The sequence below is a fragment of the Roseateles sp. SL47 genome (genome assembly GCF_026625885.1).
Classification (GTDB): domain Bacteria; phylum Pseudomonadota; class Gammaproteobacteria; order Burkholderiales; family Burkholderiaceae_C; genus Roseateles.
This window is the reverse complement of record NZ_CP113068.1, coordinates 4,587,354-4,607,344: the sequence shown is the minus strand read 5'-3', so window position 1 is coordinate 4,607,344 and position 19,991 is coordinate 4,587,354. Positions and strand designations below refer to the sequence as shown.

The window sequence follows — 19,991 nt, the reverse complement described above, 5'->3', positions numbered from 1 at the left end:
CTAGCCTTCGGCCTGGGTGAGCCAGGTGATGAGGGAGGGGCTGTTCGAGGAGATCAGGGTCTCCAGCTCCAGGATGTGGCGTTGGCCGGCGCGATCCGTCCAGGTGACGCTGACCTGGGTGGTGTTCAAGGGGAAGGGGTCGTCCAACTGAGGGGCGGGCTGTCCGTCGGGGGCTGCCGGCGTGGTTTGACGCTGGATGTCGAACGTGGCCGAAGCGCCTGTCCAGCGAGCAGCGGAATGCTGAGTGAGTTCCCAGGCCTGGCCTCGTGCCTGCTCCAGCGCCTGTTGCGCCAGCCAGAGGGCTTCACTGTGATGACGGACTTCATCGCTGGCCGAGGCCAGGCGGGTGTGCAGGCGGGCGAGACCTGCCGCCCCGGTGGCGAGCAAGGCGGCGGCGATCAGGGCTTCGAGGAGGGCGATCCCTTGAGAGGCGCGGGGGCGGCTGACTTGGCGGTGCATGGGGTTCATCGGCGTGTACTCCAGCCACCCGGCACCGGCAGATAGCTGCCCATCTGCCGACTGATGCGGTTGAGCAGGTCGGCATCCCATTCCAGTGTGATGGTCGTTGGTGCGGCTGGACGGATGAGTTGCCCCTCGGTGATGACTGCGCCTCTCAGCAGGGAACGGCTGCCAACAGGTGGCTGCCAATGGATACCGCTGCGGGCGTAGAGAACGCCGGAGAAGTCCATGGCGGTCTGGATGTTCAGTTGACCATCCACGAGCAGGACCACCGGCTCCTGGGAGGCGGGCATCGGCGGCGCTTCCCGAAGGGTCACGCTGCCGTCGATCCAGATCAGTCGGCGACCCCGGGCAAAGGCCTGCCGCAACTCCGGTCCGCAGTCGGCGCCGCAACGCAGGCGCGTCAGAGCGGGTTGAAGGCGGTATTGGCTGGAAGGGTAGCCAAAGACCCGAACAAAGGCGTTGTTGCCCTCCACCAGGGGGCTGGCGGGCGGCCGGCGCAGGGCACTCAGCAGGGCGAGATGCTGGCTGTGTTCCGCAAGGCCGGTGCTGTCGGGCGGGGGAAGGTCCGGATCGGCGCAGGCGGGTGAGGGCTCGCTGCACCCGCGTGAGATGAGGCTCAGTTGGCCAGGGGTGTCGGTATCCGTGAAGCGGATGGCAAAGCTGGGCTGTGGGGCACGGGGCGGCGCCGGGGTGGGCGAGGGCGATTGAGACGGTGAGGATGAGGGTAAGGGTGAGGGTGATGAGTCGGGGAGGCGCCCGTCGCAGCGGCAATCCCATCGCTGGGCACCGATGTTGATGCAGGTCGCGACGGCTGGGCGCCCCGGCGCGGGCAGGAGGTGTCCATTCGCATCAGTGCGCAGGGCGCGTTCACGCAAATCCTGTCCGCTGTTGAAGGTCGGTCGGCAGGTGTTGTCGATGCGGCCGGTATTGAGCATGGCGCTGGCCCAGGCCAGCCCGGCATCCGCCGCCTGAACGGCCATTGCCGCTCGTTGGTCGGTGGCGGCCATGCGCTGCGCCGCGCCCAGATGGCGTGCACTCCACAGGCCGGCCAGCCCCAGCACCATGAGCAGGAGGCTGCATAGCAGCAGGGTGGAAGCGCCGCGTTGGGGCTGGCGGGTCATGGGCAGCCTCCTGCAAGCGCGGGGTCGGGGGAGGCGATGGGCGCAGGGTCGTTGCGCACATGGACGGACAGCCCCAACTGCTGCTGAATCTTTGGGTCTTGTGTGGACTGCCCTTGCAGCAGAACCTGCACCGTGCGTGTCTCCACAGCGGGTGCGCAGGGCGGCCCCAAGGGATGAGGCACCCTGTGTACCGAGGCAGAGAATCCGCTGATCTGCATCAGCGCCGGGTCGGTCCACGGTTGGAAGCGGCCGCCGATGGTCTGGTCCAGGCGGCCATCCAGCCAGCGAAACGTGACCTCGGTGCTGGCATCGGGCTGCGTGATGTCGCGGTCCAGGGCCCGGTTCAAACGAAGCGTGCCGCTGCTACCGAGGTTACCCCCGCTGCTTCCAGCGCTGCTACTGGTGCCGCTGGATGCACCGCTCCACCCACCACCGCTTGCGCTGATCTCTGTGAATGGATTGGCACTGGCCCCCCTGTCCGCGCGCCACACCAACTGAGAGGGGCGCCCGTGCGCGCCGGCACGCCGCAATTCCATCTGCAATTGCGAGGCGATGGCCCGCAACTCCTGATGCAGTTGCCAGCTTCGGCGCTGGCGGACCTGAGCCGCGAGACTCTGGCCGGCCCAGCTCAAGGCGCCCGCCACCACCACCAAGCCGATGGTGAGCCCGACCATGAATTCGATGAGGGTGAAGCCGGCAGAGGCGGAGATTCGGGCCGCCAGTGGTGGCTTCGCGCGTGGCGCACTCTGCCAGCTTCGCGCACGGGCTGCGCAGTCCTGGTGCGAGGGGGAGTTGAACATCGACATCCCCTCCTCACTGCGGCCAACAACTCGGCGACAGGGTCTGCCCGGCACCCAGCCCGTAGACGCTGACCTGCCCCTGCTGTTGAACCAGCCTGAATCGCTGGCAGTGCTGGTCCTGTACCTGGTCTCCCAAGGCCTCGGCTTCCAGCGTGTAGCCCTCCGCCGACGCCTGGAGCACACGCAGCCGGTAGCGTTGCTGCGCGGACAGCTCGGACGCCATCAGCTCGGTCAGGCTCTGGGCATAACGGGTCTGTTGGGTCCGGAACGCTTCTTGCGCCAGATGCAGGGTGTTCAGTGCCTCCACAGCTTCCGCCCGATGGGCTTTCAGCCAATGGTTGCGGTAGCCCGGCAGGGCCACGCTGGTGAGGAGGCCCAGCAGCAGCAGCGCCAGCATCAGTTCCAGCAAGGTGAATCCGATCGGGATGGGATGCAAGGCGCGTGTCATGACCCCGCTCCTTCGCAAGCGGCCCAGCGCATGAAAGACTTCCCGGCAGAGCAACTGCGAATGCGCCCCGTGATGCCCACGACATGCCGCACTTCCCCCACGTCCTCGATGCTGATGCGCAGCGTGGCCGCGAGGGCCACGGTGCCCTGCCGGCCACTGAAGAGCATCGACGGCACATTGGTGATCAGCATCGGAAAACCTGAACGGTGGGGCCATTGAGCGGTTTTCAGCGGTCGTGCATCACCGCCGCAACTGGGGGGACCTTCCACACTGCAGCTGCAGCCGTTCACCGGCCCGCTGAAGACCACATAGCAACTGCCGGCGGCCGAAGGGATGATGCGAAAGATGATGTTGCGGGCGCCGTGCAGCGCCTCGCCACGCGCCAGGTACAGGTCGCTAAGCACCTGCTCGGCAGCATGCCAGAGCCGCTGCCGCTGCTGCCACTGGATGCCGGCCGGCAGCACAAAGGCCAGCAGCGCCGCGAGCAGCGCCACCACCACCAGGGTTTCCAGCAGCGTGAAGCCGTGGCATGTTGGGCGGGTGTTACAGCGCCGGAGCAGGGTCGTGTGCGGAGGGGTCATCGGTCTGCCCTTTCGAAATGGGGACGCCGCCGCCGGATGGCACTGCGGCACAGACCTCACTCTAGGATTCAGGCAGCCATCGCGCTTCGCCCTGAGGGTGGGGCAGGGGGCCCCATGAAGCGGGGGCGTGTGCCCATCCGCACCCACCACCCGCACCCACAAAAACGAAACGGGCCCGAAGGCCCGTTGTTGCAGATGGAGGGAGAGAAGCGCAGGCCGCGAGGCCGTTCAGATGTCCCGAATCAACTGTCGGAACTCATCCACGTCCTCAAAGCTGCGATAGACCGACGCGAAGCGCACATACGCCACCTTGTCGATCTTCTTGAGTTCACGCATCACGTGCTCGCCCAGCTTGGTGGAGGCCACTTCCCGCGCACCGCTGGTGAGCAGCTTCTCCTGGATGCGCTCCAGCGCGGCGTCGATCTGCTCGATGCTCACCGGCCGCTTGCGCAGGGCCAGGGACATCGATGCGCGCAGCTTGGAGGCATCAAAATCCGCCCGTGTGCCGTCCTTCTTCACCACCATCGGAAGGGCGATGTCGGCCCGCTCGTAGGTGGTGAAGCGCTTGTCGCAGGAGTGGCACCGGCGGCGCCGACGCACAACGTCACCCTCGTCGGACTCACGGGTTTCCGACACCTGGGTGTCGCCATGGCCACAGAACGGGCAACGCATGCGCGCGGCCTCAGCGGTAGACCGGGAACTGGCGAGCCAGTTCGGCCACTTGGGCGCGGACCTTGGCCAGATTGGCCTCGTCGTGCGGGTTGTCCAGCACGTCGGCAATCAGGTGGGCGGTCTGGCGGGCCTGTTCTTCCTTGAAACCACGCGTGGTCATGGCCGGAGTGCCCAGACGGATGCCGCTGGTGACCATCGGCTTCTGCGGGTCGTTCGGGATGCCGTTCTTGTTGCAGGTCATGTGGGCGGCGCCCAAGATGGCCTCGGCTTCCTTGCCGGTCAGGCCCTTGGGACGCAGGTCCACCAGCATCACATGGCTTTCGGTCCGGCCGGAGACGATGCGCAGGCCACGTTCGATCAGGGTTTCGGCCAGCACCTTGGCATTGGCCACCACTTGTTGCTGGTAGGCCTTGAATTCAGGCGTCAGCGCTTCCTTGAAGGCCACCGCCTTGCCGGCGATGACATGCATCAACGGGCCGCCCTGGATGCCGGGGAAGATGGCCGAGTTGATCTTCTTGGCAATCGCCTCGTCGTTCATCAGGATGATGCCGCCACGAGGGCCACGCAGGCTCTTGTGCGTGGTGGAGGTGACCACGTCCGCAAAAGGCAGCGGGTTGGGGTAGACACCTGCGGCGATCAGGCCGGCATAGTGGGCCATGTCCACCATGAAGTAGGCGCCGATTTCCTTGGCGATGCGGGAGAAGCGCTCGAAGTCGATGCGCAGGGCATAGGCGGAGGCGCCAGCAATGATCAGCTTGGGCTTCTTCTCGCGGGCCAGGGCTTCCATCGCGTCATAGTCGATCTCTTCCTTGTCGTTGAGACCGTAGCTGATGACGTTGAACCACTTGCCGCTCATGTTCAGCGGCATGCCGTGGGTCAGGTGGCCGCCTTCGGCGAGGCTCATGCCCATGATGGTGTCGCCGGGCTGCAGCAGCGCGAAGAACACGCCCTGGTTGGCCTGGGAGCCGGAATTGGGTTGCACGTTGGCGTATTCGGCACCAAACAATTGCTTCAGACGGTCGATGGCGAGCTGCTCGACGATGTCCACATATTCGCAGCCGCCGTAGTAACGCTTGCCCGGATACCCTTCGGCGTACTTGTTGGTGAGCTGGCTGCCTTGCGCCTGCATCACCGCCGGGGAGGTGTAGTTCTCGGAAGCGATCAGCTCGATGTGATCTTCCTGGCGCTGGGTTTCCTGCTGGATCGCGGCAAAGACTTCCGCGTCCACGTTGGCGAGGGTGTGTTGATTGCGGTCAAACATGATGGTGTCGGCTCAAGGGTTGGCGCCGCGTGGCAGTGGCTGCAGCGCCCGTCAGGAACAAGGTCGGAAACAACAGACGGACGTGCGCAACTGCGAGTGGCGGCCCAGGCGAACGGCACTGACAACGAAGAACCCGCCCGGCCATGGCCGTCACGGATTCAACGTCGTTCGCGCTCCCCGGTGGTGACCCACCTTGGCCCGGCGTAGCTGCCCGGCCTCATCGCCAGTTGCGCGAGCGCCAAGTGTACCTCCGCCGCAACTGTGGCGAGGGGCCTGGCACGCACGGGGCTCAGGGAGTGGGGTGGCTCACCATGGCAACCTGCTCTCCATTCGGAGGGCTGGGTTGCGGTGCCGACGACGGCTCGCGGGCCGGACGAGGTGCGTTGGGCGACACATTGCGGCCGGCCACCACCATCTTCAGCAGGTCCTGCTCAGCCAGCACGCGTGCGGCATAACCGGTGTCGTCCGGCAGATTGGCGGCGCCCACATAACGGCGCAGACCTTCTTCGATGCTGCCCGCGCGCTGAATGCACTCCTTCAGCACCTGCACGCCGACCCGCAGGTTGGTGATGGGGTCGAACGCGGCCAGATTGCCGCCGAAGGCTTCGTACTTGTCGTCATGCACGCGCGTCAGCACCTGCATCAGACCCTGGGCGCCCACCGAGCTTTGGGCGAAGGGGTTGAACCCCGACTCAATGGCCATGATGGACAGGATCAGCGTGGGGTCCACGCGGGCGCGCTGCCCGACCTCCCAGGCTTCCTTCACCAGGCGGCTCACCGGCTCCGGCGCCACGCGGTAGCGGCGCGCCAGATATTGCGCCACCGCCGCCTGCTGGTGGGTGAGCTGCTTCGGGTCTACCGCAGTGGCTCGGCTGATGGCGTCCGGCTCGGCCATGAGGGCCAGTACATCACCGGAGGCTTCCACACGGGCTTCATGGCGGGCATTCAGCCAGCCCAGCACCTTGCTTTCGGTGTCCTGGCGGAGATCTGCCTGGCTGGCGAACACGATGCCGATGGCCAGAACGGCAAATCCAAGCAGGGCGAGCGTGTTGTGACTGACGACCAGAAGACCCTGGCCAATATCCTTGACAAACAAGACCAGGGCAGAACGCGCCTGGAGCGAGAGGGAAAGAACATGCGAACGCGCTGTCATGCGACTCCTTTCTCCGACATCCCAGCAAAGGCCCCTCAACGAGGCCCCCACGAGGGGTGGCGATAATGGGCCGGATCAGACCTGAGCCTCATCCGTCTCTGCAGAGAGACGAGGCAACTGGACTTCCGGCGTCCATTGGCAGCGGGCCGACCTTGCTGTCCCAAAAGCGAAGGCCGGGATTACCCTGAAAGCAGGGCAGGGCGCGATTCTAGGGACCAAAAATAACCCGTCAAGCTGATGGGGGCTCTTCTAAATTTCTTTTAGTTATGAAGTATCGAGATTTGCGTGACTTTATCGGCGCTTTGGAAGGCATGGGAGAGCTGCGTCGCGTCGGCGAGCCGGTGTCTCCGGTGCTGGAGATGACGGCCCTCAGCGACATGGTGCTCAAGGCAGAAGGGCCCGCGCTGCTGTTCGAACAACCGAGCGGTTATCGCACAAAGGTGCTGGCCAACCTGTTTGGAACCCCACGTCGGGTGGCCTTGGGCATGGGCGCGGCGTCGACCACTCAATTGAGGGAGGTCGGACAACTGCTGGCCAGCCTCAAAGAGCCGGAACCGCCTCGGGGATTGAAGGACGTGGGGCGCCTGGCCCAGATGGCCAAGGCCTTGTGGGACATGAAACCCTCGGTCGTGCGCCGTCCCCCCTGCCAGGAGCAGGTGGTGGAGGGGCCGGACGTGGATCTCAAGCGCCTGCCGATCCAGACCTGCTGGCCAGGAGACATCGGCCCGCTGCTGACCTGGGGGCTGGTGGTCACCCGGGGGCCGCAGTCGATCGCCCAACCGCGGCTGCGCCAGAACCTGGGGATTTATCGCCAGCAACTCATTGGCCGGCGCCAGCTCATCATGCGCTGGCTGGCCCACCGGGGCGGCGCCCTGGATTTCCGGGACTTCGCACTGGCAAATCCGGGACAAGCGTTCCCCATCGTGGTGGCGCTTGGGGCGGACCCCGCCACCATTCTGGGGGCCGTCACGCCGGTGCCGGACACCCTGTCCGAATACCAGTTTGCCGGCCTGCTGCGCGGCTCCCGCACCGAACTGGCGGACACCCAGGTGGGGGAGGCCGGCCGCATGCTGCAGGTGCCCGCCAGCGCTGAATTTGTGCTGGAAGGCTGCATTCCGCCTGCGGAGCCAGGCTTTACCGGTCACAGCGAAGACGGCGTGCCGCTCAAGGAAAAGGGCGGCTACCTGCATGCGCTGGAAGGGCCGTTTGGCGACCACACGGGTTATTACAACGAACAGGATTGGTTCCCGGTCTTCGAAGTGAACCGCATCACACAGCGGGAGGGCGCCATCTATCACTCCACCTACACCGGCAAGCCGCCCGATGAGCCCGCCGTGCTGGGGGTGGCGCTGAACGAGGTGTTCGTGCCCATCCTGCAAAAGCAGTTCCCGGAGATCGTTGACTTCTATCTGCCGCCGGAGGGCTGCAGCTACCGGATGGCGGTCATCTCCATCCGCAAGGCGTATCCCGGCCATGCGAAACGGCTGATGTTCGGCCTGTGGAGCTATCTGCGCCAGTTCATGTACACGAAGTTCATTGTCATCGTGGACGAGGATGTGGACATCCGCAGCTGGCAGGACGTGATCTGGGCCATCACCACCCGCATGGATCCGGCGCGGGATACCACGCTGGTGGAGTCCACCCCGATCGACTACCTCGACTTTGCATCCCCGGTCAGCGGCCTGGGCGGCAAGATGGGTCTGGATGCCACCAACAAGTGGGCCGGTGAGACGTCCCGCGAATGGGGGCGGGTGATCGAGATGCCGGCCGAGCAAAAAGCCCGCGCGCAAGATTTATATAAGCGTTTGTTCGGGGGCTGATTTGCGGGGGTGGCAGGCGCCGCCGCCTTGAAAGCGGGGAGGCCCCCACCTAAGCTTGTAGGGCCTTTCGAGGCATTTCCTCTGGCGCAGTCACTGCGCGCCAGGAGCCCTGCGGCAGATGGCTGCGGAGCCCCAAAGGCGGCTGGTCCGCCCACCCCTTCCTGGTCCGGAATCTCCGGCCTGGAGGGGGTTTCTCTTTGTGGACTCTATATAGAGATGCGAATTCAGTGGCCGGCGATCCAGCCGAGCCATTCATAGCCCAGATAACGCGCACGGGCGATCCCATCCGCCGAGGGCAGGGCATCGCGCCATTCCAGGCCTTCGCCGCTCAGGCCGATGGGTGCCGGAATCAGCTCGATGTCGGGCGGAAGCGCCGCCCGGAAGGCCCGCAGCGATCGCCGCATGTGCAGGTCATGGGTGACCAGGAGGACCCGGCGTACGCCGGTCCCCTGCAGCATCTGAGCGCTATAGAGCGCGTTCTCCCGCGTGTCAAAGGCCCGGTCTTCGAGCCAGCGGGGCTCGAATCCGAACTGCTCGCGGGCCAGTCGGTCGGCCAAGGCGGCTTCGCTGGGCTGGCCCGGCTTGGCGGCGCGGCCCGTGCCACCGGTAAATAGCAAGGGGCAGTGGCACTGGCGGGCCAGCCAGATGCCGTAGCGCAGCCTTTCAATCGACAGGGGCTTGAGCTGGGCGGAGTGATATTCAGGCACCATCAGCCGCCCGCCGGCTCCCAACACCACGATGGCGGTCTGCTCGGGCGGGCGCTGTGTCAGGCGTTCCAGCGCCAGCGGCTCATAACGACCCAGCAGGCGGTCCTGCAACCATTGCGCGCCCATGTCACTGCTGCCCACCCACAAGCCCACCAGGGCCAGTATGAACAGGCCGGTGGCCAGTCGGGCGCGCCGGACCCGCCACCACCAGGCCATCAGAAGCAGGGGGACCGCACCCATGGGAGGGAGCAGCCAGGCAGCGAGGCTATGGATGAGTTCGTTCATCGGTGTCCGGTGTTGAGCACACCAGCATAATCGGGCCTTCAACGACTCCATCGGCTGTCACGTGCTGTTCGCTGCTTTACCCACATGGCCCCGGCGCCTGATTCGCGCTGTGCTGGGGCTGGTGCTGATCCTGGCGGTGGTGCTCCTGCTGACCTGGGCAGCATTGCCCTTCTGGATTGAACGCCAGGGGGGGAAGTGGGCCAGCGAGCAACTGGGCCGGACCGTGTCGCTGGAGGCGGCGCACTTCAGCCCCTGGCGGCTGGCGCTGACCTTGGACGGCGTGCGGATCGCAGGGCCGGACGCCCAAGCGCCTGCGCTGCTGGCCGTTCAACAGGTGGAGGTGGTGCTGTCACCGCGCTCGGTGTGGCACTTCGCGCCGATCCTCTCTGCGCTGCGGATCACCCGGCCGGAGGTGCGCTTGGCTGTGTTGGGGGAGGGGCGCACGAATGTCGATGACATCCTGGCGAGGTTGCGGGGTTCCTCCACGCCCACGCAGGAGGCGTCTGACAAGGAGCCGCCGCTGGCCCTCTACAACATCGAGTTGACGCAGGGCGACGTGCAGGTCGACGACCGACAGGCCGGCATGGCGCATCGCCTCAGTGGCCTGCAACTGGGCGTGCCATTCCTCTCCACCCTGGATACGGATGTGGAAGTGACGGTGCAGCCGCACCTGGCCGGGCAGCTCAATGGGGTGGCTTTCAGCACCCAAGCCCAGGCCCAGCCGTTTGCCAGGACCCGCACCGCGCGCCTGGAATTCAAGCTGGACGCGATGGATCTGTCCACCTACCGCGCTTACTGGCCAAAGGCCTTGCCGATGCGTCTGGCTTCGGGATGGCTGGATGCTCACCTGGTGGTGGATTTCCGGCAGCCGCTTGAACAGGGGCCGGAGCTGAAGATCAGTGGCGAGGCGGAGCTGCGTGACCTGGCGCTGCAGCGGCGGGATGAGGGCGGTCAGGCGGTGGCGCCCGGTAGTGCCGGGGCTGCAAAGACGGGACAAGACGCCGGCTGGGAGGACTGGCTGCGTTGGAAGCGCCTGACCGTGGGTCTGGCGGATGTGCAGCCGCTCAAGCATCAGGTGCTGCTGGACGCGCTGACGGTGCAGGGACCGGCGTTGCGCTTGACGCGGGATGCGCAAGGTCGGTTGGGGTGGCCGATGCCGGAAGGGGGTGGAGGCCGCAACCCATCAACGGCGGGATCAACGGCGGACTCGGCAGGGGCCGCTCGTGCCACAACTGCCGTGTCGTCCGCCCCCGCAGCTTGGCGCTTCGGACTGCGGCGGCTGGAACTGATGCAAGGGCAGGTGTCCCTCCACGATGCCGCCGTGTCGCCTGCGGCCCAGTGGCGGCTGGACGGGCTCCATGTCAAGGGCAACGGTCTCAACTGGCCCCTGGCCCGGCAGGCCGCACCGGTGGAGCTGTCGGCCACGCTTCAGGCGGCGGGCCTGCCATCCACACCATCGGCTGCAGCAACAGGCACACCTGCGCCCCTTGGCTTGAAGCCAGCCACCAGCAGGAATGCGGCCACGGCGACGCCCGCAGCAGGGGCCCGAGCCGCCGCCCCGCAGTCCGCCAACATCAAGGCCAAGGGCCAGGTCGGTCCGGCAGGTGTGACACTGGACTGGCAACTGGACCGACTGTCGCTGGCCTGGCTGGCCCCTTATCTCCACACCGTGACGCCGCTGGACCTGAGTGGGCAGTTGGCCGTGCAGGGCCAGGTGAAAGCCAGCCCGCAGGGTGAGCAGCTCCAGCTGCGGCTGCGCGACTTGCGGCTGAGCTCGCTGGAACTGCGCGAAGGCCGCAATCCGGTGGTCAGCCTGGCTGATGCCAGCCTGGACAAGGTCGACGTGGTGCCCGCCAGCCAGGACATCACGCTGGGTCGCCTGACGGTGAAGCAGCCTCAGGTGCAACTGGCACGGGATGGCGCCGGGCGCTGGAACTGGGCCAACTGGACCGTGAGCGCCACGCCGGGCAGCGCAAGCGCTCGGCCAGAACCCCCCGGGCGCCCTGTGCTGAGGCTGACCGATCCGATGGAGTCGCGCCCCAAGGCAGCATCGCCAACGCCAACGCCAACGCCAACGCCGGTCACCGCCTCGGCTCCCTGGCGAGCCCGGCTGGCCGAGTTGGTCGTGGAGGGCGGCCAGGTCCAATTGATGGACCAGTTGACGCATGTTCTGGACGATGAACCGGTGCGCCCCATCGGTGTTCAGGACCTCTCGGTGCGCCTGGCCCACCTGGACTGGGATGGCCGCCAACTGCGCCAGGCCGTACCGGTGCGTGTGTCACTGGTGGCTCGCCGGCCCGATTCCAGGCGCCGCAATCTGCGCGAAGCCGCGCGGCTGCAGTGGGACGGCCAGGTGGCCCTGGCCCCGGTGCGCCTCAATGGCCGCTTGCAGGCGGAACACCTGCCCTTGCATTGGGCCGACCCCTATCTGGATCCCTCCATCGGCATCCACCTGCAGCGGGCCGAGGGGAGTTTCAAAGGCGATGTGAGCCTGGCGCTGCTCCCCGCCGGGCCGCAATTGCAGGCGGGCGGCGATCTGCAGTTGTCTGATCTGCGGCTACGTCAGGCGCGCTTGCAGGAAGGTCGGCGTCGATCGGCCGAAGACCTGTTGAGTTGGCAGGCCTTGCGCCTGTCCGGGTTCAAGCTGCAGATGGCCCCGGCTGGTGTGCCGGACATCGCCATCCGCCAGGCCAGCCTGGATGAGTTCTATGCCCGGCTGATCATCAGCGAGCAGGGGCGGCTGAACCTGCGCGACCTGCGCCAGACCTCACAAGGGCAGGCCGTGGCGGGAACGCATGCGGCCTCGGCGCCGGTGGCCCCGCTGGTGGCGGCGGCCAGTTCGGCGCCCGCCACAAATGCTCGAGCGGTTGCTGGCGCCGCCTCACCTCCGCTGCGTCTCAGCATCCGCGAAACCCAGGTCAATGCCGGCCGGGTCGACTTCACCGACCGATTTGTCAAACCCAACTACACCGCCCAGCTGACCGAGCTGACGGGTACGCTTGGCAGCTTCTCGGCCGGCTCGCCCGACATGGCGCCGCTGCAATTGCGTGGACGGGTGGCAGGGACGGGGCTGCTGGACATCAACGGTCAGCTCAACCCCAGTGGGTCGCCGCTGGCGCTGGACATTACCGCCAGCGCGACCGATATCGAGCTGGCCCCGCTGTCGCCCTATGCCGGCAAGTACGCGGGTTACGCGATCGAGCGCGGAAAACTCTCTTCCCGCGTGCACTACCGCATTGACCCGAGCGGCCAGCTGGTGGCGGAAAACAAGATCGTTCTGAACCAATTGAGCTTTGGTGATCGCATCGACAGCCCCGACGCCACCCAATTGCCGGTGCGCCTGGCCGTGGCCTTGCTGAAGGACAGCAACGGCGTCATCGACATCAACCTGCCGGTCAGCGGCTCCATCAATGACCCCGAGTTCAGCGTGGGTGGGGTGGTGGTGAAGCTGCTGACCAATCTGCTGACCAAGGCCCTGACGGCGCCGTTTTCGCTGTTGTCCGGAGGCGGTGGGGTGGACATGAGCGAGCTGTCGTTCAACCCAGGCACGGCGGCGCTGCCGCCAGCCACGGATCAGGCGTTGAGCCAGGTGGCCAAGGTGCTGGCAGAAAAACCGTCGCTGCAGCTCAGCATCACCGGCTGGGTGGATCCGGCGGGTGAACGTCGTGCGGCGCAGGCGGTCCGTCTGGAAGAGGCCATGGTGGCCGAGCGGCGGCGTGAGCTGCGCCGGCAGCAGGGGCCGGAAGCTGCCGCGTCCTCTGCCACTGCAGTCGCTCTACCCAATGCCGCCAGTGGCGCCACTGGCGCCGCTGGTGCCGCTGTCGCCACCGCCATCACCACTGCTACCGCCATCACCCTGGACGACGTCCAGCGGCAGCGGCTGCTGAAGGTCGTCTACGAGAACGCCAAGCTGCCCAACAAGCCCCGAAATCTGCTGGGGCTGGCCAAGGACATCCCGGCCGCCGAGATGCGCGAACTGTTGCTGGACAGCTATACGGTCACCGACGAGCAGATGCGCGAACTGGCTCTGCAGCGATCGGTGGTCGTGCGGGATGCCTTGATCACCAAGGGTGTGCCCAACGCGCGGATGTTCCTGGCGTCCCCCAAGCTGCATGAGAGCAAGGACGGCGCCCGGAGTGACAGCCCGGCTTGGCAGCCCAAGGTGGATCTGGCCCTCAGCACCCAATGACCTTGGCTTGTGGGTTTTCATCCCCATATGGCCTGGATCACTGCAAGAAAGGACGATGCGATGAGCACCGCGACCCCCACTCCCGGCTCGACACCCCCCCCCGGCGGCCCCGGCCAGTCCGAGGACGTCATCACCCTGGGAGGGGGATGCTTCTGGTGTACGGAAGCCGTCTTCCTGAAGGTCAAGGGCGTGCGCTCGGTCGAATCAGGCTACACCAATGGCCCGTTGCAGAACCCGAATTACGAGCAGGTGTGTTCCGGCCAGACGGGCCATGCCGAGGTGGTGCGCGTGCGCTTCGACCCGGCAGTGGTGAGCCTGGGTGAATTGCTGCAGGTGTTCTTTGCCGTCCACGACCCGACGACGCTGAACCGGCAGGGCGCGGACGTGGGCACGCAGTACCGCTCCGGCATCTACTACCACCGGGGGGACCAGCTGGGTGAGATCCGTCAGGTGGTGGATGAAGCCAATCACGCCCATGGCGGCAAGGTGGTGACGGAAGTCCAGCCGGAGCAGAACTACTGGCCGGCCGAGGCCTACCACCAGCGCTACTTCGAGAACCATCCGGAGCAGGGCTATTGCGCTTTTGTGGTGGCGCCCAAGGTGGACAAGTTCATGAAGAAGTTCAAGGAACTGGTCCGGACGGATTCCGCCTGAGCACCAGTCGTGAGGGCCGGAGGTGAGCGCTGCTTGTTGAGGGCTGCTGATGGAGGCTGCTTCTTGACGGCGGGCGGCTGAAGACCGGTCCGTGACGGCAACCGGTGGAGGTACCAGCTCTGGTGGCGCGCTTGGCGGCGTGTGAGCGCAACGCGGGAAGGGGCGCCAGACGCTGCTGTGGCGGTTGCCTTTGCCGTCCCGCTCTGTTTTGGCCGTCCCGTACTGCAAACGCCACAGATGGTCCCCTTCACGGCGAGGGGAGGGCGGTTTTCGCCCGAGTCACGTCAACCGCATGCCACCGCGCCGACCCTTGGGCAGCGTGGCGCCACTTGTCATTGGCCTCCGCCCGGAAGGGGGGGCTCCCCCAACCGGAGGCCGGTGACTTCAGACAGCGCCCGCCGCGCACAGGCACAATCGCAGCTTCTTCGATCTGCTGCCATGTTCGCCCCGCCCACAGCCGCCCATCGGTCTCCTCCGCACCATGCCCGCAACGGCATCTGCATCGGCATGCCTGCGCTGCCGCATGTGCTGCGGTGGTGGGTGCTGGTGTGCGTGGTGTCGCTGCTGGGCTTTCAGGCCTTGGGGCTGGTGCACCGGGCGTTACACGGTGGCAGTGTGGCGCCGCGCTTGCTGTTGGCGTCCTCGTGGGCGGCAGGGGCCAACCCTGCCCACGACATCCAGCCGTCCTCCCTGGGCCATCTGCCCGGCAGTGGCGATTGCCAATTGCTCGATCAGCTCAGCACCGCGCTGGGCCCCATCTCCCAGGCGCTCGCCTGGACTGCATTGCTGCCGGACCATCCGGTGGCCACACCCCACCCGCACAGCGCCACCGTGGCGCAAGTCTGGCGCGCGCTTGCTCGCGCGCCGCCTGCGGCATGACATCAGCCCTGTTGCATCCGCCGTTGTGTGAACAACGGTGGAGCGGCCTGCGGCTGACGCCCTCCACACCTCCTGTTCTTCGCTGATCACTGCGCGGCCCACGCCTCGCCGCGTTCAGCGCCACCTGTTGTGTCCTTGGCGCCGCGGCGCCTCAGGTCGATCCATCGCCCATGTGCGGGCGTGTGAGGTCGATGCCTGCCTGGCTCCGATCTTCATCGAGGGATGAGGCCGGACCGAGTCCGCGTGCCGCCAACCAGAAAGAAAAAGTCATGTCCATGCATTCTCCGGTTGTGGTCTCTACCGCGTTGTCTTCCTTGGGGGCGTGCGACGTCTCACGTCCGAACCTGTCGCCGGTCGCGCAGGCCCTGAGCCTGGTGCTCGCGCTGGGTTGGGGCGCCGCCATGGCCCAATCCACGCCCGTCAACGCCGCCAGGCCAGAGGCAGCTGGCGCATCCGCCTCGTCTTCCGTTTCTTCGAACGCTAGTTCGAACGCGTCGTCCAAGGCGCCTTCCAACTCGTCTTCCAACGCTTCGTCGACCGTTGCCGCCGCAGCCCCCGGGGCTGGGGCCGCTGCAGACTCGTCTCCTGCTGACGGCACCAGCACCAGCGCCAGCACGAGCGCCAACACCAGCACCGGCGGCAGCAGTGGCCCAGGCGCTTCGTCCGGTGACAGCACGGCATCCACCAAGCCCCGCCAGAAGCAGAGCCTCCAGCAGGTGGTTGTCACCGGCAACCCACTGGGCCTGCGTGACCTGGTGGCTCCCGTGCAGACCCTCAGCGGTGATGCGCTGACACTCAAGCGCGGCTCCAGCCTTGGGGACACGCTGGAAGACATGTCCGGCGTGGGCTCGACCTATTTCGGTCCTAACAGCAACCGCCCGACGCTGCGCGGCCTGGATGGGGACCGTGTCAAGATGCTGAGCAATTCGGGCTCGTCGGTGGATGCGTCGAGCCTCAGCTTCGACCATGCGCTGCCGGTGGATCCGCTGGTGCTCACCCGCATTGAAGTGCTTCGCGGCGCGGCGGCCCTGCAGTACGGTGGCAATGCCATTGGCGGTGTGGTGAACGCCCTGGACAACCGCATTCCCCGCGCGCCGCAGCCCGGCATCAACGGCGCAGCCGAAGTGCGCCTGGGGGGCGCTTCCAATGAATACGGCGGCGCCGCCGTGCTGGATGGGGGCACGTCGCAGTTCGGTTGGCATGTGGATGCCGCCGACCGCCACGCCGATGACCAGCGGGTGCCGCGCTTCACCGACAGCGAGGGCAACACCGGTACGCATGTGCGCAACTCCGACAGCCACAGCCGCAGCGGCGCGCTGGGCGGATCGTTCTTCTTCTCCGACGGTTATGCCGGCGTCTCGGTGGAGGACTATCACAACAATTACGGCGTGACCGTGGAGCCGGATACCCGCATCGAGATGCAACGCCAGCGCATTGCCACCGCCGGCGAATGGCGCGATGTGTTCCCGGGCCTGGCGCGTGTGCAATGGCAATTCGCCAGCAGCCGTTACAAGCACCAGGAGATTGAAGGGGATGGTGCCGTCGGCACCACCTTCCAGTCGGACGGCAAGGATGCCCGCATTGAAGCGCAGCATGCCGCCATCCAGACGCCCTGGGGCCCGCTGCAGGGCGTGCTGGGGTGGCAATGGGAAAACAGCGATTTCTCCGCCTTGGGCGACGAGGCGCTGGTGCCCAACACCACCACCCGCACCGGCGCGTTGTTCCTGATCGAGAACTTCAAGTCCGGCCCGTGGAGCCTGCAGGCAGGTGCCCGGTCGGAGCGTGTGACGGTGTCGTCCACGGGTGGTGACGAAGAACGTTTCGGTGCACCCACCTCCAAGCGGTTCAGCCCCAACAGCTTCTCGCTGTCAGGCGCCGTGGATCTGGGCAGTGGCTTCAGCCTGTCGAGCAGCGCCAGCAGCTCGGAGCGCGCTCCGACCTTCTATGAGCTGTTCGCCAATGGCGTCCACGTGGCCTCGGGTGCGTTTGAGATTGGCGACCAATCGCTGCGCATGGAAAAGGCCAAGTCGGTGGACCTGGGCCTGCATTGGCAGCAGAACGGTGCGAAGTGGAGCCTGCAGGTCTATCAGACCCGCTTCTCCAACTTCCTCGCCATGGATGCCAATGGTCAGACGGTGACGGAAACCAATGATGAGGGGCAAGCGGAGTCCATCCCGGTGTATGTCTATCGCGGTGTGCCGGCCCGGATGCATGGTCTGGAGCTGGAAGGGCGTCAGCCGCTGCCCTCGGTGGCGGGCTGGGACCTGACCCTGGGCACGACGGTGGATCTGGTGCGCGGCACCAATCGCCTGACCGGGGAGCCCCTGCCGCGTCTGGCCCCGCTGCATGGCACCTTGTCGCTGCAGGCGGAGCGGGGGCCGTGGCTGGTGCAGGCGGAAGTGCGGGGTGCCGCGCGTCAGAACCGCGTGCCTGAACTGGACACACCGACGGCGGGCTACGGCACGCTGCGCTTGAATGTGGCCCGCCATTTCGACCTGGGCAGCTATGACGCGATGTGGTACGTCAAGCTGGACAACCTGGCCAACAAGCTGGCGTACAGCGCCAGCAGCGTGGCCACCATCCGCGACCTGACCCCGCTGCCGGGCCGCAGCATCTTCACCGGCGTTCAGGTGAAGTTCTAAGGCGCCAGGCGCTCTCGCAGCCACTGCCCGTCGGCCAGGCGGTAGCAGAGCCGGTCATGCAGGCGTGACCGGCGGCCCTGCCAGAACTCCCACCGGTCCGGCACCAGCCGGTAGCCGCCCCAGTGCGGCGGCCGGCTGGGGTTCAGGCCGTGCTGGGCCGCTGCCTTGGCGGCATTGGCCACCAGCACGGCGCGGCTGCTGATCACCTGGCTTTGCGGCGACGCCCAGGCGCCCAGGCGCGAATCCAGGGGGCGGGACGCGAAATAGGTGTCTGACTGGGCCGCGTCCACGGTCTCGACGCGGCCTTCAATCCTCACCACCCGTTCCAGCTCGACCCAGTGGAACTGCAGCGCCGCAAAGGGGTTCTGGGCCAGCTGCTGACCCTTGCGGCTGTTGTAGTTGGTGTACCAGACGAGGCCACGCTCATCCATATCCTTGATGAGCACGATACGGGTTGAAGGTCGCCCATCCGACCCCACTGTGGCCAGGGTCATGGCATTGGGTTCGGGTATCTTGGCGTCCATTGCCTGGCGCAGCCATTGCTGGAATTGCGCCAGGGGCTCTGAAGCCGAAGCGTTTTCATCGAGCTCGTCGCGTTCGTAGCTCTTTCGGAGGTCTGCGAGTTTGTCCATAAGGGTGAAGTATGGGGCGAATCCTTAGGTAAAGCTCCCAGTCGTGAAACTCCGGGTGTGACGATGCGCCCAGGGCAGGCATGCTCAGCACAACTGACCATGCCAAGAGTCAGCCGCAGCGAGGAATCAACCTGAAGGAAGTACGCATGAATCAGCGACGACCGGCTGTCGTCGTGCTCGCGGCAGGACGTGGCCAACGCTTTCGCGGCGAAGGTCACAAGCTCGAGCAGTTGGTGGGTGGGGAAACGGTATTGGCTCACACCCTGCGCCAGACGATGGCCACCGGATTGCGTTTCGTGGTGGTGACCTCCGAGAGCCTGGCCCCGTTGGTCAGGAACCATGTGGCGGAGCGCGACATGCTGGTGCTGCCTGCGCAGGACCGGCTAGGGCGGCCCGCACCCGTGGGCATGGGGCATTCGATTGCTGCGGGTGTGGCCGCCACGGGCGACGCGCCGGGCTGGCTGATTGTCCCGGCAGACATGCCGCTGCTGCAGGCCAGCAGCCTGATGGCGGTGGCACGGGCCCTGGAGCACGACCCGATTGCTTATGCGCAATATGACGGCCAGCGGGGGCACCCCGTGGGGTTCAGTGCAGAGCTGTTTTCGGAGTTGACCGCCCTGCAGGGCGACGAGGGCGCCCGCAAGCTGCTGGCCCGCTTTCCCGCCCAGGCCGTGGATGTGGACGATCCCGGCGTGCTGGTGGATGTGGACACGGTGGAGGATCTGGAGCGGGTGCTGTCGGTCCACCCGGCCGTGCCCACACCGGCCTCGGCGCGCAGCCGCCTGCAGCGCGCGGGCGGTGGGGTGGGGGACTGAGCGGCCCCGCAAGGGGCTCTTGATGAACCCTCAGAGCCCGTGGGCTCGCGCCAGCGCCAGTTGATGTTCCAGGGACCTGTCGTGAATGCCATGGTCCCGCAGGCAGTTCACGGCGCGTTCCAGATAGTCCAGCGTGGTGCCGTACCGGCCGCGTGCATGCCGCAGGATGTGAAGCAGCCGTTCTTCGGACAGGTCACCCGCCCAGCCCGGGCTGCGGCGGGACAGGGTGAAAGCCAGCGCCCGGTGCTCACCCGCCTCGCTGAAGCAGGGCAGCCAGCGTGGCACATAGGTGCCCACCACCATTTCACGCAGCCACAGCCGCTGGAGTTCGGCCTCTGCCCGCTCCGGGGCAATGCGATAGACCAGGCCCCGGCAACTGCCGCCAGAGAGCAGGGTCATCACCAACCCGGGTTGTTCCGCGCTGCCGCGATTGACCAGTGAGCGCAGCCGCAGCGCCCGGTGGTAGCCCTGCACCTTGGCCACCAGGGTATCGGCTGGCGCAAAGCCTGGGTTCCACATCAACGAACCGTAGGCAAAGATCCAGAGGCCCGTGCTGCGGTCCCATTCGGTCTGGAAACGCTGCAGCCAGTCCTGGCTGTGGGCCGGCAGATCTTCCACCCGGGCGCCCGCCAGCGGGTCATTCTGCGGACAAGCGCCGGGCGCGAGACCCGTGGCCGCAGGGGGGGAGCCGGAGGGGGGCGATGGGGCTGCCGTCGGAGAGGCCTGGGCAGCGGAAGCGGGCGCATGCAACATGGTTTGATACTGCCACAAGCACCGCTGCGTCGTCGCGGGGTAGTCACAAACGGAGCGGGGCTGACACATGCCGTGACGGCTGTTTCGCGCCCCGCACTGGCCACGGCGGGCCCGGGC

General features: G+C 66.5%; 17 protein-coding genes and 1 riboswitch. Of the genes, 6 read left to right on the top strand and 11 right to left on the bottom strand.

The window, feature by feature from the left end; genetic code table 11:
* From OU995_RS19925 to OU995_RS19890, 8 genes are all read right to left on the bottom strand, one after another.
* Complete coding sequence (locus OU995_RS19925) at window positions 1–468, bottom strand: hypothetical protein (RefSeq protein WP_267831822.1); 468 nt, start codon at window positions 466–468, stop codon at window positions 1–3.
* On the bottom strand, window positions 465–1,583 hold the full coding sequence (locus OU995_RS19920; RefSeq protein ID WP_267831821.1) for a hypothetical protein: 1,119 nt from the start codon (window positions 1,581–1,583) through the stop codon (window positions 465–467). Before OU995_RS19920 ends, OU995_RS19925 begins: the two co-directional genes overlap by 4 nt.
* Complete coding sequence (locus tag OU995_RS19915; protein ID WP_267831820.1) at window positions 1,580–2,383, bottom strand: PilW family protein; 804 nt, start codon at window positions 2,381–2,383, stop codon at window positions 1,580–1,582. The genes OU995_RS19920 and OU995_RS19915 overlap by 4 nt, the downstream gene beginning before the upstream one ends.
* A gap of 13 nt (window positions 2,384–2,396) precedes the next feature.
* Window positions 2,397–2,831 (bottom strand): type IV pilin protein, encoded by a 435-nt coding sequence (locus OU995_RS19910; protein WP_267831818.1) that lies wholly within the window; start codon window positions 2,829–2,831, stop codon window positions 2,397–2,399.
* A complete protein-coding gene (locus OU995_RS19905) occupies window positions 2,828–3,412 on the bottom strand; it encodes a prepilin-type N-terminal cleavage/methylation domain-containing protein (protein WP_267831816.1) in 585 nt (194 codons plus the stop codon). Before OU995_RS19905 ends, OU995_RS19910 begins: the two co-directional genes overlap by 4 nt.
* Before the next feature lie 228 nt (window positions 3,413–3,640).
* Complete coding sequence (gene nrdR / locus OU995_RS19900) at window positions 3,641–4,084, bottom strand: transcriptional regulator NrdR (RefSeq protein WP_267831814.1); 444 nt, start codon at window positions 4,082–4,084, stop codon at window positions 3,641–3,643.
* A gap of 10 nt (window positions 4,085–4,094) precedes the next feature.
* Window positions 4,095–5,345 carry a serine hydroxymethyltransferase gene (glyA, locus tag OU995_RS19895; protein WP_267831813.1) on the bottom strand — a complete coding sequence of 417 codons (1,251 nt, stop codon included), beginning with the start codon at window positions 5,343–5,345 and terminating at the stop codon, window positions 4,095–4,097.
* A 95-nt stretch (window positions 5,346–5,440) separates the two neighbouring features.
* Window positions 5,441–5,586: riboswitch (ZMP/ZTP riboswitch) on the bottom strand.
* Window positions 5,587–5,634: 48 nt separating this feature from the next.
* Window positions 5,635–6,498 (bottom strand): lytic transglycosylase domain-containing protein, encoded by an 864-nt coding sequence (locus OU995_RS19890; RefSeq protein ID WP_267831811.1) that lies wholly within the window; start codon window positions 6,496–6,498, stop codon window positions 5,635–5,637.
* A 266-nt stretch (window positions 6,499–6,764) separates the two neighbouring features.
* Here OU995_RS19890 and OU995_RS19885 point away from each other — a divergent pair, with 266 nt between their 5' ends.
* The gene (locus tag OU995_RS19885) at window positions 6,765–8,318 is read left to right on the top strand and encodes a UbiD family decarboxylase domain-containing protein (RefSeq protein ID WP_267831810.1); all 1,554 of its coding nucleotides are present in this window, start codon (window positions 6,765–6,767) and stop codon (window positions 8,316–8,318) included.
* Window positions 8,319–8,542: 224 nt separating this feature from the next.
* Here the strand turns inward: OU995_RS19885 and OU995_RS19880 are convergent, their stop codons facing one another.
* Window positions 8,543–9,310: a YdcF family protein gene (locus OU995_RS19880; protein ID WP_267831809.1), complete on the bottom strand. Its 768-nt coding sequence runs from the start codon at window positions 9,308–9,310 to the stop codon at window positions 8,543–8,545.
* A 61-nt stretch (window positions 9,311–9,371) separates the two neighbouring features.
* Here OU995_RS19880 and OU995_RS19875 point away from each other — a divergent pair, with 61 nt between their 5' ends.
* The 4 genes from OU995_RS19875 to OU995_RS19860 all read left to right on the top strand — a co-directional run bounded on the left by OU995_RS19875 (window position 9,372) and on the right by OU995_RS19860 (window position 17,674).
* Window positions 9,372–13,499 (top strand): DUF748 domain-containing protein, encoded by a 4,128-nt coding sequence (locus OU995_RS19875; protein WP_267831808.1) that lies wholly within the window; start codon window positions 9,372–9,374, stop codon window positions 13,497–13,499.
* Between the two features lie 60 nt (window positions 13,500–13,559).
* Window positions 13,560–14,153: a peptide-methionine (S)-S-oxide reductase MsrA gene (msrA, locus tag OU995_RS19870; RefSeq protein ID WP_267831807.1), complete on the top strand. Its 594-nt coding sequence runs from the start codon at window positions 13,560–13,562 to the stop codon at window positions 14,151–14,153.
* A gap of 438 nt (window positions 14,154–14,591) precedes the next feature.
* Window positions 14,592–15,032: a hypothetical protein gene (locus OU995_RS19865; RefSeq protein ID WP_267831806.1), complete on the top strand. Its 441-nt coding sequence runs from the start codon at window positions 14,592–14,594 to the stop codon at window positions 15,030–15,032.
* A 269-nt stretch (window positions 15,033–15,301) separates the two neighbouring features.
* The gene (locus OU995_RS19860; protein ID WP_267831804.1) at window positions 15,302–17,674 is read left to right on the top strand and encodes a TonB-dependent receptor; all 2,373 of its coding nucleotides are present in this window, start codon (window positions 15,302–15,304) and stop codon (window positions 17,672–17,674) included.
* On the opposite strand, the gene pdxH is transcribed toward OU995_RS19860, so the two are convergent.
* On the bottom strand, window positions 17,671–18,306 hold the full coding sequence (gene pdxH / locus OU995_RS19855; protein WP_267831802.1) for a pyridoxamine 5'-phosphate oxidase: 636 nt from the start codon (window positions 18,304–18,306) through the stop codon (window positions 17,671–17,673). The genes OU995_RS19860 and pdxH overlap by 4 nt on opposite strands.
* A 146-nt stretch (window positions 18,307–18,452) precedes the next feature.
* Here pdxH and OU995_RS19850 point away from each other — a divergent pair, with 146 nt between their 5' ends.
* Window positions 18,453–19,121, top strand: coding sequence for a nucleotidyltransferase family protein (locus tag OU995_RS19850; protein ID WP_267831800.1), 669 nt, complete (start codon window positions 18,453–18,455; stop codon window positions 19,119–19,121).
* 30 nt (window positions 19,122–19,151) lie between these two features.
* Here the strand turns inward: OU995_RS19850 and OU995_RS19845 are convergent, their stop codons facing one another.
* The gene (locus OU995_RS19845; RefSeq protein WP_267831798.1) at window positions 19,152–19,874 is read right to left on the bottom strand and encodes a gamma-glutamylcyclotransferase; all 723 of its coding nucleotides are present in this window, start codon (window positions 19,872–19,874) and stop codon (window positions 19,152–19,154) included.
* Window positions 19,875–19,991: the final 117 nt, after the last annotated feature.

Coding starts and splice junctions, on each gene's coding strand:
- nrdR (WP_267831814.1), bottom strand. CDS start 4,084: ATGCGTTGCCCGTTCTGTGGCCATGGCGACACCCAGGTGTCGGAAACC.
- OU995_RS19860 (WP_267831804.1), top strand. CDS start 15,302: ATGTCCATGCATTCTCCGGTTGTGGTCTCTACCGCGTTGTCTTCCTTG.
- glyA (WP_267831813.1), bottom strand. CDS start 5,345: ATGTTTGACCGCAATCAACACACCCTCGCCAACGTGGACGCGGAAGTC.
- OU995_RS19865 (WP_267831806.1), top strand. CDS start 14,592: ATGTTCGCCCCGCCCACAGCCGCCCATCGGTCTCCTCCGCACCATGCC.
- OU995_RS19915 (WP_267831820.1), bottom strand. CDS start 2,383: ATGTTCAACTCCCCCTCGCACCAGGACTGCGCAGCCCGTGCGCGAAGC.
- OU995_RS19910 (WP_267831818.1), bottom strand. CDS start 2,831: ATGACACGCGCCTTGCATCCCATCCCGATCGGATTCACCTTGCTGGAA.
- pdxH (WP_267831802.1), bottom strand. CDS start 18,306: ATGGACAAACTCGCAGACCTCCGAAAGAGCTACGAACGCGACGAGCTC.
- OU995_RS19885 (WP_267831810.1), top strand. CDS start 6,765: ATGAAGTATCGAGATTTGCGTGACTTTATCGGCGCTTTGGAAGGCATG.
- msrA (WP_267831807.1), top strand. CDS start 13,560: ATGAGCACCGCGACCCCCACTCCCGGCTCGACACCCCCCCCCGGCGGC.
- OU995_RS19920 (WP_267831821.1), bottom strand. CDS start 1,583: ATGACCCGCCAGCCCCAACGCGGCGCTTCCACCCTGCTGCTATGCAGC.
- OU995_RS19925 (WP_267831822.1), bottom strand. CDS start 468: ATGAACCCCATGCACCGCCAAGTCAGCCGCCCCCGCGCCTCTCAAGGG.
- OU995_RS19845 (WP_267831798.1), bottom strand. CDS start 19,874: ATGTTGCATGCGCCCGCTTCCGCTGCCCAGGCCTCTCCGACGGCAGCC.
- OU995_RS19880 (WP_267831809.1), bottom strand. CDS start 9,310: ATGAACGAACTCATCCATAGCCTCGCTGCCTGGCTGCTCCCTCCCATG.
- OU995_RS19905 (WP_267831816.1), bottom strand. CDS start 3,412: ATGACCCCTCCGCACACGACCCTGCTCCGGCGCTGTAACACCCGCCCA.
- OU995_RS19890 (WP_267831811.1), bottom strand. CDS start 6,498: ATGACAGCGCGTTCGCATGTTCTTTCCCTCTCGCTCCAGGCGCGTTCT.
- OU995_RS19850 (WP_267831800.1), top strand. CDS start 18,453: ATGAATCAGCGACGACCGGCTGTCGTCGTGCTCGCGGCAGGACGTGGC.